The following is a 15,474-nucleotide window of genomic DNA, read 5'->3' as shown; positions in this document are numbered from 1 at the left end:
CAGGTTATGTGCCGTTTCGTGGCGGCGGGCGGGAGTTGGGCGGGATGTCACTCGAACGGGGAGGCGGGTGTGCGGGGGACGGCTTTCGTCGGACGACGTCGGCTGCGATGATCGGGGCGTCAGTCTGTTAACCCGCGTTAACCGGGAGGGTGTCATGGCGGAGCAAGGGGACGAGCGGCGGTTCGGGGAGTTCGTCGCCGTACGGCGGCACGCGTACGTCGCGGAGCTCGTCCTCGACCGGCCCAAGGCCATGAATGCCGTGTCCACGGACATGGCCCGGTCCATCGCCGGTGCCTGCGAGGCGCTCGCCGCCGACCGCGACGTACGCGTGGTCGTGCTGACCTCCACTCATGAGCGCGCCTTCTGTGTCGGCGCCGACCTGAAGGAGCGCAACTCGTTCACCGACGCCGAGCTGGTGCGGCAGCGCCCGGTCGCGCGGGGCGCGTACACCGGGGTCCTGGAGCTGCCGATGCCGACCGTCGCCGCCGTGCACGGATTCGCGCTGGGCGGCGGGTTCGAGCTGGCGCTGTCGTGCGACCTGATCGTGGCCGACCGTACGGCGGTCGTCGGGCTGCCCGAGGTGTCCGTCGGGGTGATCCCCGGAGGGGGCGGTACGCAGTTGCTGCCCCGCCGGGTCGGGGCCGCGCGGGCGGCCGAGCTCATCTTCTCGGCGCGGCGGCTGGAGGCGGTCGAGGCGCGGGAGTTGGGGCTTGTGGATGAGCTCGTGGACGAGGGGCGGGACCGGGCGGAAGCCCTCGCGCTTGCCGCGCGCATCGCCGGGAACTCGCCCGTCGGGCTGCGGGCGGCCAAGCGTGCACTCCGTCTCGGGCAGGGCCTCGACCTCCGTGCGGGGCTCGAGGTCGAGGACGCCGCCTGGCGGTCCGTCGCCTTCTCGGGCGACCGGGCGGAGGGCGTCGCCGCCTTCAACGAGAAGCGCAAGCCGGAGTGGCCGGGGGAGTAGAGGTTCTCGCCCCCTCCGCCCCGGACCGTCCCTGGGGGCTGCGCCCCTTTTAGGGGCGCGGGGAACTGCGCGACAGGCCCCCACCCACCCGCAGCCGAACGGCTGGTACGGGACGGGTAGGGGCGGAGGGGGCGAAAAAACCCGCCCGAACCACCGCCCCGGACCCCTGTTCGCCGTATCAATGTCCCGAAATGCTGCAGTTTTACCTAGCCTGGGGTGATGGGTGAGGACAGACGGCTGAGGGCCGTGGTGGGGCTGGCGCAGGGAATGGCGGCGGCGCACACCCCACGCGACTCATGGCGAGCCGCGGCGCTCGGCGCGTGCCACGCGCTGGCCGGAAGCTTCGCCGCGCTCTCCGTGTGGGAGCGCGAACTCGGCAGGCTGCGGGTGCTCGTCAACGTGGGCGAGCGGACCGAGGGCGAGGACGAGTTCCCCGACGGGGAGGCCTACCCCGTGCACCAGTTCCCGGAGATCACCGAGTTCCTGCACGAACGCTGGGCCGGGGGCGGCGGGCCCAACGCCTGGGTGGAGACGGCGGACGGCCCGGCGGGCGGCCACGCCGGGTACTGCCATCAACGCGTCGCCGCCCTGCGCCGCCGCGGTCGCGGCTGCTGCGTCGTCGCGCCGATCGTCCTGCACGGCCGCGCGTGGGGCGAGCTGTATGTGGCCCGCCCGGCCGGGACCCCCGTCTTCGACCGGGCCGACGCCGACTTCGCGACCGTCCTCGCGTCGGTCGTCGCGGCCGGGATCGCCCAGACCGAGCGTCTGGAGGAGGCCCGGCGGCTGGCGTTCACGGACGCCCTCACCGGGCTCGCCAATCGCCGTGCCGTGGACGTCCGCCTGGACGAGGCCGTCGAGCGGCACAAGGGCGACGGGGTCGTGGTCAGTCTCGTCGTCTGTGACCTCAATGGGCTCAAGCGGGTCAACGACACCCGCGGGCACGCGGTCGGCGACCGGCTCCTGGAGCGGTTCGGATCGGTGCTCTCCCTGTGCGGGGCGATGCTCCCGGGCACCCTCGCGGCCCGTCTCGGCGGCGACGAGTTCTGCCTGCTGGCGGTGGGCCCGTCGGCGGACGAGGTCGTCCGCATCGCCGACGAACTCTGCCGCCGTGCCGCCGAGTTGGAGCTGGGGGAAGGAGTGGCGTGCGGGGTCGCCTCGACCGAGGATCCGATCGGGCCGGTGCGCTCGGCGCGGCGGCTCTTCCGGCTGGCCGACGCCGCCCAGTACCGGGCCAAGGCCGTGCGCGCGGCGAAGCCCGTGGTCGCCGGGCGCGAGGGCCCCGACGACCCGGTCGTGCGCCTGGCCGACGCGCCGTCGCCCACGGAAGGGGAGCGCCGCCGCTTCCGCGGACGCCACGAACCCCGTCCGTGACCCCGGCCGTCGCTCGCGGACGCCACGAACCCCGTCTGCGCTCCCGGCCGACGCCCTGCTCCCGGGTGCCCGTTGTGACGTACGTCGAAGTAAGGGGTAAACCGACGACCCACTAGTGACATCATCGAATTCACTGCGTACGCTCCTGAATATGGATATGCACACTGTGGTGGTGGGGACGTCCGGGGTGACCGCGTCCGACGTTCTCGCCGTGGCGCGCCACGGCGCCCGGATCGAGCTCTCCGACGAGGCGGTGGCGGCCCTCGCGGCGGCCCGCGAGATCGTCGATGCGCTGGCGGCCAAGCCGGAGCCCGTCTACGGCGTCTCGACCGGGTTCGGCGCCCTCGCGACCCGGCACATCAGCCCGGAGCTGCGCGCCCAGCTGCAGCGCAACATCGTCCGCTCGCACGCCGCCGGCATGGGCCCGCGCGTGGAGCGCGAGGTCATCCGCGCGCTGATGTTCCTGCGGCTCAAGACCGTCTGCTCGGGGCACACGGGCGTGCGTCCCGAGGTCGCGCAGACCATGGCGGACATCCTCAATGCCGGTATCACCCCGGTCGTGCACGAGTACGGCTCACTCGGCTGCTCCGGCGACCTGGCGCCGCTGTCCCACTGTGCGCTCACGCTCATGGGCGAGGGGGACGCGGAGGGCCCGGACAGCGTCGTACGGCCCGCGGGTGAGCTGCTCGCCGAGGCCGGCATCGCGCCCGTCGAACTGCGCGAGAAGGAAGGCCTCGCCCTCCTCAACGGCACCGACGGCATGCTCGGCATGCTGGTCATGGCACTCGCCGACCTGGAGACGCTCTACAAGTCGGCGGACGTCACCGCCGCCCTCTCCCTCGAAGCCCTCCTCGGGACGGACAAGGTCCTCGCGCCCGAGCTGCACGCCATCCGCCCGCACCCCGGACAGGGTGCCAGCGCCGCCAACATGCTGGCCGTGCTGAAGGGTTCGGAGCTCACCGGGCACCACCAGGACGACGCCCCGCGCGTCCAGGACGCCTACTCCGTGCGCTGCGCCCCGCAGGTCGCGGGCGCCGGACGCGACACCCTCGCCCATGCCCGTACGGTCGCCGAGCGCGAGCTCGCCTCCGCGGTCGACAACCCGGTCGTGCTGTCCGACGGCCGTGTCGAGTCGAACGGCAACTTCCACGGCGCACCGGTCGCGTACGTCCTCGACTTCCTCGCCATCGCGGCCGCCGACCTCGGCTCGATCGCCGAGCGCCGCACCGACCGCCTCCTCGACAAGAACCGCTCGCACGGCCTGCCGCCGTTCCTCGCGGACGACGCCGGTGTCGACTCGGGCCTGATGATCGCCCAGTACACGCAGGCCGCGCTGGTCAGCGAGATGAAGCGGCTCGCCGTACCGGCGTCCGCGGACTCCATCCCGTCCTCCGCGATGCAGGAGGACCACGTCTCCATGGGCTGGTCCGCGGCGCGCAAGCTGCGTACGGCCGTGGACAACCTGACCCGGATCATCGCGATCGAGCTGTACGCCGCCACCCGCGCGATCGAACTGCGCGAGGGCCTGACCCCCGCCCCGGCATCGGCGGCGGTCATCGAGGCCGTCCGCGCGGCCGGCGTCCAGGGCCCCGGCCCGGACCGCTTCCTCGCCCCCGACCTGGAGGCCGCGGACGCGTTCGTGCGCGGTGGCCATGTGGTGACGGCGGTGGAGCCGGTGACGGGTCCGCTGGCCTAGCGGCAGCCCGTCGTACGTGGAGGGGGCCGCCGTCGGCTGCGGTGGCCCCCGTCACATCGGGGCCTCTCGGTGCCGGAGGGCGGCCCGGGGTGTGCTACTGTCGCGTTGATACGTTTTTGGTACCCATTTACTTTGTGCGCCTGATCGGAATCTTCCGCAGGCGCGTTTTGTTTTACCGGCATCTCCGGCTTTTCCCGGTGCATCTCCGGATGGGGCCTCTACCTGTTCAGGAGAAAAACAATGGCTACAGGCACCGTGAAGTGGTTCAACTCGGAAAAGGGCTTCGGCTTCATCGAGCAGGACGGCGGCGGCCCCGACGTCTTCGCCCACTACTCCAACATCGCCAGCTCCGGCTTCCGTGAGCTGCTGGAGGGCCAGAAGGTCTCGTTCGACGTCGCGCAGGGCCAGAAGGGCCTGCAGGCGGAGAACATCGTCCCCGCCTGATTCGGGACGCGCTTTTCCAGAGCCGGGACCCGCACCTTCGGGTGCGGGTCCCGGCTCGTGCTGTGAATGCTCATGCGTGTGGTGAGTGCGGTGCGTGCAGTCCGTGGGGCCCAGGAAGGAAATCCAGATCCAGCATGACTCGATCCGAACGTCCCGTCCGTAAGCGGCCGGCAAATGCACGCGGCGCCCAGACCGGCGGCTCCGCGAAGACCGGCGGCTCCGCGAGGAGCGCGGGCCGGAACACCGGCCGGGGCGCCGGCAAGGGTGGTGCCCGCAAGGTCGCGCCGCCGCAGGAGTTCTCGCTGCCCGAGACCATCACGCCTGCGCTGCCCGCGGTCGACTCCTTCGACGCGCTGGACATGCCGGCCGCGCTGACCAAGACCCTCGCCGCCCAGGGCGTCACCGAGCCCTTCCCGATCCAGGGCGCCACGCTGCCCAACTCCCTTGCCGGGCGCGACGTTCTCGGCCGGGGCCGCACCGGCTCCGGCAAGACGCTCGCCTTCGGGCTCGCCCTGCTCGCGCGCACCGCGGGCCGCCGGGCCGAGTCCAAGGCGCCGCTCGCCCTCGTCCTGGTGCCCACGCGTGAGCTCGCGCAGCAGGTCAACGACGCCCTCACGCCGTACGCCACCGCCGTCAACCTGCGCATCGCCACGGCCGTCGGCGGTATGTCGATCGGCAGGCAGGCCGGTGCGCTGCGCCGCGGCACCGAGGTGCTGGTGGCCACTCCCGGGCGGCTCAAGGACCTCATCGAGCGGGGCGACTGCTCCCTCGGCCAGGTCGCGATCACCGTGCTCGACGAGGCCGACCAGATGGCCGACATGGGCTTCATGCCGCAGGTCACGGCGCTGCTCCAGCAGGTCGAGCCAGACGGACAGCGGCTGCTGTTCTCGGCGACGCTGGACAAGAACATCGACCGGCTCGTGCGGATGTTCCTCACGGACCCCGTGGTGCACTCCGTCGACCCGTCGGCGGGTGCGGTGACCACCATGGAGCACCACGTGCTGCATGTCGCCGACGAGACCGACAAAAAGGCAGTCGCCCTGCGGATCGCGGCGCGTGACGGCCGGGTCATCCTCTTCGTGGACACCAAGCGGGGCGCCGACCGGTTCACCAAGCGGCTGCTCGCGAGCGGCGTACGGGCGTCCGCGCTGCACGGCGGGCGCAGCCAGCCGCAGCGCAACCGCACCCTCGACCAGTTCAAGAACGGTCAGGTCACCGCGCTCGTCGCCACCAACGTGGCCGCCCGCGGCATCCACATCGACGACCTGGATCTGGTCGTCAACGTCGATCCGCCGACCGACCACAAGGACTATCTGCACCGCGGCGGCCGTACGGCCCGTGCCGGGGAGTCCGGCAGCGTCGTCACCCTCGTACTGCCCGAGCAGAAGCGGGAGATGACCCGTCTGATGGCGGACGCCGGCATCACCCCGCGCACCGCCCGCATTACGTCCAGCGACGAGGAGCTGGCCCGCCTCACCGGCGCCCGCGAGCCCTCCGGAGTGCCGGTGGTCATCGAGGTGCCGCAGCCCGTCGAGCAGCCGAAGCAGCGGTCCAGCTCCCGGCGTGGGGCCGGGGGCGGAGCCCGGCGGCCGTCGGGTACCGGTACCGGTGGCGCGGCGGGCGGCACGGCCACCGGCCGCCGTACCGGTGGCAGCGGCGGTGCCACCGGGCGACGTACCGACACCGGCGGCGCGGGTACCGCCCGCTCGGGCGGCCGTGGGCGAGCCCCGCAGCGCCGCACGGAACGTGGCGGCCAGGGCGGCGGCGGAGGACGCAGGGCGGCCTAGGCGGAACCCGTGACCGCCCGGGATGTACCGCGCCCCGAAAGGGGCGCGGGGCCGTGACATCTGCGGCTCCGTCGCGTAGGCACGGCCGGTCACGAACCACCCGCAGCTTCCGGACGGCCCCTCGCGGCCGACCTGTCAGACGTCGCCCAGGAATCCCGGATCGACCGAGTCCAGCTTGAGGGCGAAGTCCCGGTGGAGGCTCAGGATTTCGGCCAGCGGCACCGCGCGCCGACTGGTCGAGTGCAGGTCCCGGCGGGCCTCGGCGGACCAGAGGAAGGGCACGACGGACAGCCCCTGCCGCCCGGTCAGCGCACCGGACTCCGCGCGCCAGCCGGGCCACCGCAGCGTGTCGTAGAAGTGGTCCGTGCCCTCGCTGAGGAGCCAGCGGAGCAAGGCTCCGTGGCCCACTTCGAGGGCCTCCCAGCGCAGGGAGTCCGGCGCGAAGTACACGATCTCGCCGGGACGTCCGGGCCGGCCCGCCGCCTCCGGGTCGGGCCCGTTCATGACGAAGACCCCGCCCAGGACGTCGTGGCCGACGACGAGCCCGTTGAAGGGCCGCCAGGCGGGATCGAACCGCCCGGGGAAGCCGTTGACCTCGGCGAGGCTCGGCAGGTCCGTGGACGCCCCAGGCAGCCCCGTGGACGCACCGGCGCCCGGGCTCCCGTAGATCCGCAGCCACCCGCTGTCCAGCACCACCCCACCGCAGTTGAGCACCATCCCGCCCAGCCAGGACCGTGCGGTGACCTGCAGTTGGAGGAGGGTCGAGCGGCCCTGTGCCGGGTCGCCGGGCAGCACGTCCATGGACACCCCGCTGGCGTCGAGTGCCTCGGACAGCACCGGCCAGGCAGGTTCCTCGACGTCGGTCAGCTCGGTCAGGTCTCGCATGGATTCCCCGTGGGTTGTCCGGGCCGGAGCACCGCGCTCAGTAGGCCATCGTGCGCTCGCGGCGCACCGAATAGGTGATGAATCCGGCGCCCAGGCCGAGGAAGAGTGTGCCGCCGACGATGTACGGCGTCGTGTCGACGCTTCCGGTGTCGGCGAGCTGAGTGTGCTCCTCGCCCGGCTCCGTGCCCGACTCCGTGGACATCTGCACCGCGCTGGTGGTGGTCGTCGCGGAGGTTGACGCCGAGACGCTCGGAGTGGGTTCGTCCTGGGTCGCGTTGGCGGACGGGACGAACCACAGGGCTCCCAGGAGGGTCCCCGCGGCGGTGGCGGTCAACAACGATCGACGTGCGGCGGACACGAAATATCGATCCCCTTGTGGCGCTGGCGAATTGGCCGTGTGGGGCGATGCTAATGAAAGGCGCGGGTCGTGGGAAAGTCGCGCAACCTCTGGGTCGTACGCTCCGTCCCATGAGTACTCCTGAGACATCACAGTTTGTACGGCTTCGTGTCGAACTGGTGCTGGAAGTCGACGACGCAAACGCCGTCACCAAGGCCGCACTGCGCCGGATCGCCGACGACGCCGAAATGCCGGGCGACGAGCGCACGCACGCCGAGAGCGCAGTGACGGAAGACACTGCCGAGGCCCTCGCCTATCTCGTGGACCCGTTCGACCTGGTCAGCGAGGTGCCGGGGATCGAGCTCGCCCAGGCCTCCTGGAGCAGCGAGCCCATCGACTACGACCCCGATTCGCCGGATTGGGACCTCGACGAGGATGATGCTGCCGAGGACGACGAAGAAGACGCGCTCGGCTGACGCGGCTTGGGGAAATCGTGACCCCGGGCGGCAACCGCCGTCCGGGGTTTTCGCGTCTCAGCAGACGCACTGGCCACCTCCGCACCACGCGGTCCTCTTGTCCGGACGTGGTGTGCCCCACACCTCCGCGGGATGTGGAACGGGACGAAACGGCCGTAGCGTTGATGGTTTCGACGGGGCTCTCGTGACTTTTGGTGATTCGGCGACGATGGAGAAGCGTGTGATGACGGACAGTAGGCGGCGCAAGGGTCTGATGACCGCGTCCGCACTGCTCGGCGGGGTGCTGGTGCTCTCTGCGTGCAGCGGAGGCGGCGACAAGGCCGGCGCGGCGGACGGCGGCGACAGCACGTCGCAGGCCAAGGTCGACGAGGCCGCGGCCAAGAAGACCTCCGAGGCCCAGATCAAGATCACGCCCAAGGACGGCTCCGACAACGCCTCGATCAACAACGGCACGGCGGTCACCGTGAGCAAGGGCACGCTCACGTCCGTCACGATGCAGACCGCGTCCGGCACCGCCGTCGCCGGTCAGATATCCGCCGACAAGAAGAGCTGGAAGCCCTCCGGCCAGCTCGAGCGGGCCACCACCTACAAGATCGCCGCCGAGGCCACCGACTCCGCGGGCCGCGCCGCCCATGAGAACAGCTCGTTCACGACGGTCTCCCCGGCCAACAGCTTCATAGGCAACTTCACGCCCGAGGACGGCTCCACCGTCGGCGTCGGCATGCCGGTCTCGATCAACTTCAACAAGGCGATCACGAACAAGGCCGCGGTGCAGAAGGGGATCACCGTCTCCTCCAGCAGCGGCCAGGAAGTCGTCGGGCACTGGTTCAGCGCCAACCGCCTGGACTTCCGCCCCGAGAACTACTGGACCGGCGGCTCCACCGTCACCCTCAAGCTGAACCTCGACGGCGTCGAGGGCGCGAGCGGTGTGTACGGCGTGCAGCAGAAGACGGTCACCTTCAAGATCGGCCGCAACCAGGTCTCCATCGTCGACGCCCAGACCAAGACGATGAAGATCACCCAGGACGGCAAGGTCATCAAGACCATCCCGATCTCCGCGGGCGCTCCGGACCACACGACGTACCAGGGCCAGATGGTGATCTCCGAGAAGTTCAAGGAGACCCGGATGGACGGCTCGACGGTCGGCTTCACGAACGACGACGGCAAGGGCGAGTACGACATCAAGGACGTACCGCACGCCATGCGTCTGTCGAACTCCGGCACCTTCATCCACGGCAACTACTGGGGCGCCAAGTCCATCTTCGGCGCGGTGAACACCAGCCACGGCTGTGTCGGTCTCTCCGACACCAAGGGTGCCAACGACCCGAACACGCCTGCCGCGTGGTTCTACAACCACTCGCTGATCGGTGACGTCGTGGTCGTCAAGAACACCGGCGACAAGACCATCGCCCCGGAGAACGGCCTCAACGGCTGGAACCTGGACTGGGCGGCCTGGAAGGCCGGTTCGGCCGCCTGAGCCCCTCTTTGCGGCTGAACCGCCGCCGCTCCTGCGGAGGTGGTTGCTCGCCGTGGGGGTTCCTCAATCGATGGTTGCCGTGTTCGTCGTTCCTCCATGCATGACAGCCGCTTGAGACGGCCCGCACCCCGCCCGGGGTGCGGGCCGTCGCTCTTGGCAGCCCCACAGTGTTCCTCGGTGGCGCACAGGTGAACTCGCCGCCCGCCACAGCCTTCTCATCGTTCTCTTATTTCGGCCTTATCCCTTCATCACGCGCCGTGCCTAGCTTGCGGCCCATGTTCTTCACCTACCTGAGGCGCGAACTGCGCCGCCGCAGAAAGGCGGCCCTCGTCGTCGCCTCCGGACTCGCCCTGGGCATCGCCCTGGTCATCGTGGTCAGCTCCGTGTCCTCGGGCATGGAGAAGGCCCAGGGCAAGGTCCTCCAGTCGCTGTACGGGCTGGGTACGGACATGACGGTCACCAAGGCCGCGGCGCCCACGTCGGGCAGCAGCGACCGTCCGCGCTTCAACTTCGACGCCCAGGACAACGGCTCCGACAAGGAGCAGAGCAGCGACCGCGTCATGGTGCAGGGCTTCCAGACCCTGGCCGCCTCGACGGTCTCCAAGGTCAACTCCCAGCGGGGCGTCGCGGACTCCGTCGGCGGGCTGAGCCTCCAAGTCATCCGCGTCAACGGCCAGTTCACACGGGGCCAGTTCCAGCAGAACCAGAACGGCGGCAACCAACAGGGCGGCCCCGGCGGCGCCCAGCCCTCGCCCCAGGGCACCGTCAAGGGCGGTGGCGCCGACTTCGACGTCAACAACTACTCGGTCTACGGCGCCGACGTCGCCAAGCCGGCCCTCGGCCCGCTGACCTCGTCGAAGATCACCAGCGGTCGTACGTTCAAGACGTCCGAGAGCAACGCCAAGGTCGTCGTCGCCGACAAGTCGTACGCCAAGGAGAAGAAGCTCAAGGTCGGCAGCACGGTCACCATCAAGAGCGTCAAGTACAAGGTCATCGGCATCGCGACGCCGGACAGCGGTGACGCGGCGGCCAACCTGTACATCCCGCTCAAGCAGGCCCAGACGCTCAGCGACTCCAAGGACAAGGTCACCACGATCTACGTCAAGGCGTCCGACTCGCAGCAGATCAGCAGCGTCAAGAGCACCATCCAGAAGAACATCTCGGGTACGACGGTCACCACCTCCGCCGACCTCGCCGACACCGTCTCCGGCTCCCTGTCGACCGCCTCCAGCCTCGCCTCGAACGTCGGCAAGTGGCTGTCCATCGCGGTGCTCGTGGCCGCGTTCCTGGTCGCGGGTCTGCTGACCTCCTCGGCCGTCTCCCGCCGGGTGCGGGAGTTCGGCACCCTCAAGGCGCTCGGCTGGAAGTCGGGCCGGGTGACCCGCCAGGTCGTCGGTGAGGCCATCGTCAACGGTCTGGTCGGCGGCGCCCTCGGTATCGCGCTCGGCCTCGCGGGCGCCTATGTCGTCACCGAGATCAGCCCCACCCTGCAGGCGCAGGTGGGGAGTTCGGGCGGCGGCCCGGGCGGCGGTCCCGGCGGCGGTGGCGGTGGCTTCGGCGGTCCCGCCCGGCAGACCGCTTCCAAGGCCCTCGATGTCGCGCTCACCGCGCCCGTCAGCCTCGACACCATCGTCGTCGCGGTCGCCCTCGCCGTCACCGGCGGCCTGATCGCCGGCGCCTTCGGCGGCTGGCGCGCCTCCCGGCTGCGGCCCGCGGACGCCCTGCGCCGCGTCGAATAGGCCCCGCCCCCTTACGCACTTACGTATCCCAGGAGTTGCACCATGTACGAACTCAGAGGCGTCACCAAGCGCTATACGCGGGGCAAGGAAACGGTCGACGCGCTCGCCGGTATCGATCTGACCATCGGGGACGGCGACCGGCTCGTCATCCAGGGCCCCACCGGTGGCGGAAAGTCCACCCTTCTTCAGATGCTCGGCGGGCTCGACCGCCCCACCGCGGGCAGTGTCGAACTCGACGGCACGGACATGGCGAAACTGTCCGAGGCCAAGCTCACCAAGGTGCGCAGCGAGAACATCGGCTTCGTCTTTCAAAGCTTCAACCTGATTCCCACGCTCACCGCCCAGGAGAACGTGGAGACCGCCCTCGTACCCCTCGGTGTGAAGACGAAGCAGCGGCGCGAACGGGCCGCCGCGGCGCTGGAGTCGGTGGGCCTGGCCGAGCGGCTCGGGCATCTGCCCGCCGAGCTCTCCGGTGGTCAGCAGCAGCGCGTCGCCATCGCCCGCGCCCTGGTCAAGCAGCCGAAGGTGCTGCTCGCCGACGAACCCACCGGAAACCTCGACGAATCCATGCGCGACGAGATCATGGACGTACTGGAAGCCATGTGGAAGGAGCACGGGCTCACTTTCATCATGGTCACGCACGACTCCGCGATCGCGAAGAAGGCCCCGCGGCTTGCGACGATCCACAAGGGCCGGATCACAGTCAAGGAGAACGCGGGAGCATAAAGAGGCACAAAGAGGGCAGTGCGGGAGCTCGGCGGAACAAGTCCGTCAACTCTTCACGGCTCCCCCTCTATTGAGCGGCCGATCACCCCCCGGGCATACTTGCGTCTTCCGGGGGGTGCACGCGCATGCGTACGGGACGTCCCCCGGCCGGACGAATGGGGAATTCGCCCGGACCTCATCTCCAGGGGGAGACTTGCGCAGACAAGTGAAAAGAGCGTGCGCGGCGACCATCGCCACGGCGGCCGCCGTGGCCCTGGCGGCGGGAATGACCAGCCCGGCGTCCGCGAAGCAGGAGCACGCGAGCAGCGCGTCCAAGGCCGGACTCGTGGCCCGGCATCACATCACGCTGATCACCGGCGACCGGGTGGCCGTCGACGCCAAGGGCCGCGTCGTCGGCGTCGAGCGGGCCAAGGGCCGCGCCCACATACCCGTGTCGATCCGCAAGGCGGCCGGCCACACGCTCGTGGTGCCGGCCGACGCCCAGCGGCTGATAGCCGGCGGCAAGCTCGACCAGCGGCTCTTCGATGTCACCGAGTTGAACAAGGCGGCGACCCGCAAGGCCCAGAAGCAGGGCCTGAAGCTGATCGTCGGCTACAAGGGAGCCGCGACCGCCGCCAAGGCCGACGTCCGTGAGGCGGGCACGCTCCGCCGAACCCTGAAGTCGCTGAACGCGGACGCGGTGCTGACGCCGAAGCAGGACACGGCGGAGCTCTGGTCGGCGGTCACCGACGGCGGCAGCGCGGCCTCCGGCATCGCGCACGTCTGGCTGGACGGCGTCCGCAAGGCGAGCCTCGACAAGTCGGTACCGCAGATCGGCGCTCCGAAGGCGTGGGCCGCCGGCTACGACGGCAAGGGCGTCAAGATCGCCGTTCTGGATACGGGCGTCGACTCGACCCACCCGGACCTCAAGGACCAGGTGATCGCGGCCAAGAACTTCTCCACCTCCGCCGACGCCACCGACCACTTCGGCCACGGCACGCACGTCGCCTCGATCGCGGCGGGCACCGGCGCGAAGTCGAACGGCAAGTACAAGGGTGTCGCGCCCGGCGCGAAGATCCTCAACGGCAAGGTCCTCAGCGACGACGGCTTCGGCGACGACTCCTCGATCCTCGCAGGCATGGAGTGGGCCGCCGACCAGGGCGCCGACGTCGTCAACCTGAGCCTGGGCGGCGGCGACACCCCGGAGATCGACCCGCTCGAAGCGGAGGTCAACAAGCTCTCCGAGCAGAAGGGCATCCTCTTCGCGATCGCCGCCGGCAACGACGGCGACTTCGGCGAGCAGACCATCGGCTCCCCGGGCAGCGCGGCCGACGCGCTCACCGTCGGCGCGGTCGACGACAACGACAAGCTGGCGTCCTTCTCCAGCCGGGGCCCCGGCCTGGACGGCGCCATCAAGCCCGATGTGACCGCACCCGGCGTGGACATCACGGCGGCCGCGGCCCCGGGCAGCCTCATCGACAAGGAGGTCGGCGAGAAGCCCCCGGGCTATCTGACGATCTCCGGTACGTCGATGGCGACCCCGCATGTCGCGGGCGCTGCGGCGATCCTCAAGCAGGAGCACCCGGACTGGACGTTCGCCGAGCTCAAGGGCGCGCTGACCGGATCCGCCAAGGGCGGCAAGTACACGCCGTTCCAGCAGGGTTCGGGCCGTATCGCCGTCGACAAGGCGATCAAGCAGTCGGTGATCGCCGACCCGAATTCGGTGAGCTTCGGCGTCCAGCAGTGGCCGCACACCGACGACAAGCCGGTGACCAGGCAGCTCACCTACCGCAACCTCGGCAAGACCGACGTCACCCTGACCCTCTCGGCGACCGCCACCAACCCCAAGGGCCAGGCGGCTCCTTCGGGCTTCTTCGCGCTCGGCGCGAAGACGGTCAAGGTCCCGGCGGGCGGCAAGGCCTCGGTGGACGTCACCGTCAACACCAAGCTGGGCGGCACCACGGACGGTGCGTACTCGGCGTACGTGACGGCCACGGGCGGCGGCCAGTCGGTGCGCACCGCGGCCGCGGTGCAGCGCGAGGTGGAGTCGTACGACGTCAAGGTGAAGTACCTCGTGCGTGACGGGCAACAGCCCATCCACCTCACCGACCTCTACGCCTACTCGGGCCTGGCCAACGGGCGGGACTTCTTCTCGCAGGGCACCGGGGCCACGGAGACCATTCGCGTGCCCAAGGGCAACTACATCCTCGACTCCCAGCTGGTGAAGGACCTCACCACCCTCGAGGGCGGCGTCGACTGGCTGGTCCAGCCCAAGCTGAGCGTCACCAAGAACACCACGGTGACCGTCGACCAGCGCACCGCCAAGGCCGCCGACATCACGGTGCCGGACGCCCAGGCCAAGCCGGTGTCCGCGATGGTCTCCTACATGTTCGACCCGGCGGGCGTCGGCGTCGGCCTGGGCTTGGACTCCTTCCAGGACCTGCGGGTCGGCCACATCGGCCCGGCGATCTCCTCCGGTCTGTTCCAGAGCTGGTCGGGTACGTGGACCAAGGGCGAGAACACCGAGTACGACGTGTTCACCGGCACCAAGGTCACCAAGCTGCAGGGCACGCACGTCAAGCACTACAAGGCGAGCGAACTGGCCACGGTGAGGACGAACCTGGGGGCGGCGTCCTCCGGCAAGACGGGTGCGGTCACCGCGTACGGCTTCCTGCCCACCGACTTCTCCTTCGGGATCGGCGTCGAGCAGAAGCTGCCGGGCACACGCACGCTGCATGTGTCCACCGGTGACCATGTCCAGTGGGGGCTCGACTTCGAGCAGTACGGCGGCAAGGACGCCCAGGGCTTCCCGATCACGGAGGCCTTCTACACGCTGGGCGATCCGCAGACCTTCAAGGCGGGCAACAGCTACACGAAGACGTTCAACACCGGCGTCTTCGGCCCGAAGATCGGCGGTCTGTACGGCGTCTACCGCGACGGCAAGTACCTCAGCGGCTATCTGCCGGTGTTCGCCGACGGCCAGTCGCACGCCGGGGCCTCGCTCTACACCTCGGTCAAGACGACCCTGTACCGCAACGGCACCAAGGTCGCCGAGACCGATGATCCGCTGGACGGCAGCGGCCAGTTCAAGGTGCCGGACGCGGACGCGGCCTACAAGCTGACCACGTCCATCAAGCGTTCCGTGAAGGTGGCCGCGGCCTCCACACGGATCGACGCGAGCTGGACGTTCCGCTCCAAGAAGGTCGACACGGCGAAGCTGCCGGTCTCCACGGCCCGCTTCGGCGCGTCCCTCGGTCTGGACAGCCGCGGGCCCGCCGACCAGAAGGTCACCATCCCGGTCACCGTCCAGGGCGCGGCCGCGGGCTCCAACCTTCAGTCGCTGTCCGTGTACGTCTCGTACGACTACGGTCAGACGTGGACCAAGCTCGACGTCAGGAACGGCAAGATCACCTTCAAGAACCCGGCGAAGGGCAAGGGCATCTCGTTCCACGCCAAGATCGCCGACAAGAAGGGGAACAAGTCGACGATCTCGATCTACAACGCGTACTACGGCAAGTGACGCGTGAGGTGTCGGCGGCCGGGTTTCGCTGAACGCTGACACGACCGGACGGCCCGTCGGAAGGAGCGCTTCCGGC

The 15,474-nt window shown here is 70.0% G+C and carries 12 protein-coding genes; 10 read left to right on the top strand and 2 right to left on the bottom strand.

The genetic code is table 11. The features are described 5' to 3' along the window. Positions 1 to 154 precede the first annotated feature (154 nt). The 5 genes from ACZ4RZ_RS02600 to ACZ4RZ_RS02580 all read left to right on the top strand — a co-directional run bounded on the left by ACZ4RZ_RS02600 (position 155) and on the right by ACZ4RZ_RS02580 (position 6,259). On the top strand, positions 155 to 961 hold the full coding sequence (locus tag ACZ4RZ_RS02600; protein WP_467741277.1) for an enoyl-CoA hydratase/isomerase family protein: 807 nt from the start codon (positions 155 to 157) through the stop codon (positions 959 to 961). A gap of 219 nt (positions 962 to 1,180) precedes the next feature. Next, a complete protein-coding gene (locus tag ACZ4RZ_RS02595; RefSeq protein ID WP_467741276.1) occupies positions 1,181 to 2,332 on the top strand; it encodes a GGDEF domain-containing protein in 1,152 nt (383 codons plus the stop codon). A 157-nt stretch (positions 2,333 to 2,489) separates the two neighbouring features. Further along, complete coding sequence (gene hutH, locus ACZ4RZ_RS02590; RefSeq protein WP_467741941.1) at positions 2,490 to 4,028, top strand: histidine ammonia-lyase; 1,539 nt, start codon at positions 2,490 to 2,492, stop codon at positions 4,026 to 4,028. Between the two features lie 240 nt (positions 4,029 to 4,268). Continuing rightward, complete coding sequence (locus tag ACZ4RZ_RS02585; protein ID WP_168510673.1) at positions 4,269 to 4,472, top strand: cold-shock protein; 204 nt, start codon at positions 4,269 to 4,271, stop codon at positions 4,470 to 4,472. Positions 4,473 to 4,606: 134 nt separating this feature from the next. Continuing rightward, positions 4,607 to 6,259: a DEAD/DEAH box helicase gene (locus tag ACZ4RZ_RS02580; RefSeq protein ID WP_467741275.1), complete on the top strand. Its 1,653-nt coding sequence runs from the start codon at positions 4,607 to 4,609 to the stop codon at positions 6,257 to 6,259. A gap of 135 nt (positions 6,260 to 6,394) precedes the next feature. On the opposite strand, the gene ACZ4RZ_RS02575 is transcribed toward ACZ4RZ_RS02580, so the two are convergent. Then, positions 6,395 to 7,144: a DUF2625 family protein gene (locus ACZ4RZ_RS02575; RefSeq protein ID WP_467741273.1), complete on the bottom strand. Its 750-nt coding sequence runs from the start codon at positions 7,142 to 7,144 to the stop codon at positions 6,395 to 6,397. Positions 7,145 to 7,181: 37 nt separating this feature from the next. Beyond that, positions 7,182 to 7,502, bottom strand: coding sequence for a hypothetical protein (locus tag ACZ4RZ_RS02570; protein ID WP_467741271.1), 321 nt, complete (start codon positions 7,500 to 7,502; stop codon positions 7,182 to 7,184). A 110-nt stretch (positions 7,503 to 7,612) separates the two neighbouring features. Here ACZ4RZ_RS02570 and ACZ4RZ_RS02565 point away from each other — a divergent pair, with 110 nt between their 5' ends. The 5 genes from ACZ4RZ_RS02565 (at position 7,613) to ACZ4RZ_RS02545 (ending at position 15,398) form a co-directional block, all read left to right on the top strand. Next, positions 7,613 to 7,957 carry a hypothetical protein gene (locus ACZ4RZ_RS02565; RefSeq protein ID WP_467741270.1) on the top strand — a complete coding sequence of 115 codons (345 nt, stop codon included), beginning with the start codon at positions 7,613 to 7,615 and terminating at the stop codon, positions 7,955 to 7,957. A gap of 208 nt (positions 7,958 to 8,165) precedes the next feature. Further along, entirely contained in the window at positions 8,166 to 9,434 is a 1,269-nt protein-coding gene (locus ACZ4RZ_RS02560; RefSeq protein ID WP_467741269.1) for a L,D-transpeptidase, read from the top strand. Positions 9,435 to 9,709: 275 nt separating this feature from the next. Further along, positions 9,710 to 11,173, top strand: coding sequence for an ABC transporter permease (locus ACZ4RZ_RS02555; RefSeq protein ID WP_467741267.1), 1,464 nt, complete (start codon positions 9,710 to 9,712; stop codon positions 11,171 to 11,173). Between the two features lie 42 nt (positions 11,174 to 11,215). Next, positions 11,216 to 11,899, top strand: a complete 684-nt coding sequence (locus tag ACZ4RZ_RS02550; protein WP_467741265.1) for an ABC transporter ATP-binding protein — start codon at positions 11,216 to 11,218, stop codon at positions 11,897 to 11,899. Between the two features lie 205 nt (positions 11,900 to 12,104). Further along, positions 12,105 to 15,398, top strand: a complete 3,294-nt coding sequence (locus ACZ4RZ_RS02545; RefSeq protein WP_467741263.1) for a S8 family peptidase — start codon at positions 12,105 to 12,107, stop codon at positions 15,396 to 15,398. Positions 15,399 to 15,474 lie beyond the last annotated feature (76 nt).

The organism is Streptomyces sp. NPDC027189 (assembly GCF_055566975.1).
The sequence above is the reverse complement of the archived record's forward strand: the minus strand, read 5'-3'. Positions and strand labels throughout refer to the sequence as shown.

Excerpts from the sequence above, each read along its gene's own strand:
- hutH (WP_467741941.1), top strand. The coding sequence starts at position 2,490 with ATGCACACTGTGGTGGTGGGGACGTCCGGGGTGACCGCGTCCGACGTT.
- ACZ4RZ_RS02555 (WP_467741267.1), top strand. The coding sequence starts at position 9,710 with ATGTTCTTCACCTACCTGAGGCGCGAACTGCGCCGCCGCAGAAAGGCG.
- ACZ4RZ_RS02575 (WP_467741273.1), bottom strand. The coding sequence starts at position 7,144 with ATGCGAGACCTGACCGAGCTGACCGACGTCGAGGAACCTGCCTGGCCG.
- ACZ4RZ_RS02550 (WP_467741265.1), top strand. The coding sequence starts at position 11,216 with ATGTACGAACTCAGAGGCGTCACCAAGCGCTATACGCGGGGCAAGGAA.
- ACZ4RZ_RS02580 (WP_467741275.1), top strand. The coding sequence starts at position 4,607 with ATGACTCGATCCGAACGTCCCGTCCGTAAGCGGCCGGCAAATGCACGC.
- ACZ4RZ_RS02565 (WP_467741270.1), top strand. The coding sequence starts at position 7,613 with ATGAGTACTCCTGAGACATCACAGTTTGTACGGCTTCGTGTCGAACTG.
- ACZ4RZ_RS02595 (WP_467741276.1), top strand. The coding sequence starts at position 1,181 with ATGGGTGAGGACAGACGGCTGAGGGCCGTGGTGGGGCTGGCGCAGGGA.
- ACZ4RZ_RS02585 (WP_168510673.1), top strand. The coding sequence starts at position 4,269 with ATGGCTACAGGCACCGTGAAGTGGTTCAACTCGGAAAAGGGCTTCGGC.
- ACZ4RZ_RS02600 (WP_467741277.1), top strand. The coding sequence starts at position 155 with ATGGCGGAGCAAGGGGACGAGCGGCGGTTCGGGGAGTTCGTCGCCGTA.
- ACZ4RZ_RS02560 (WP_467741269.1), top strand. The coding sequence starts at position 8,166 with ATGGAGAAGCGTGTGATGACGGACAGTAGGCGGCGCAAGGGTCTGATG.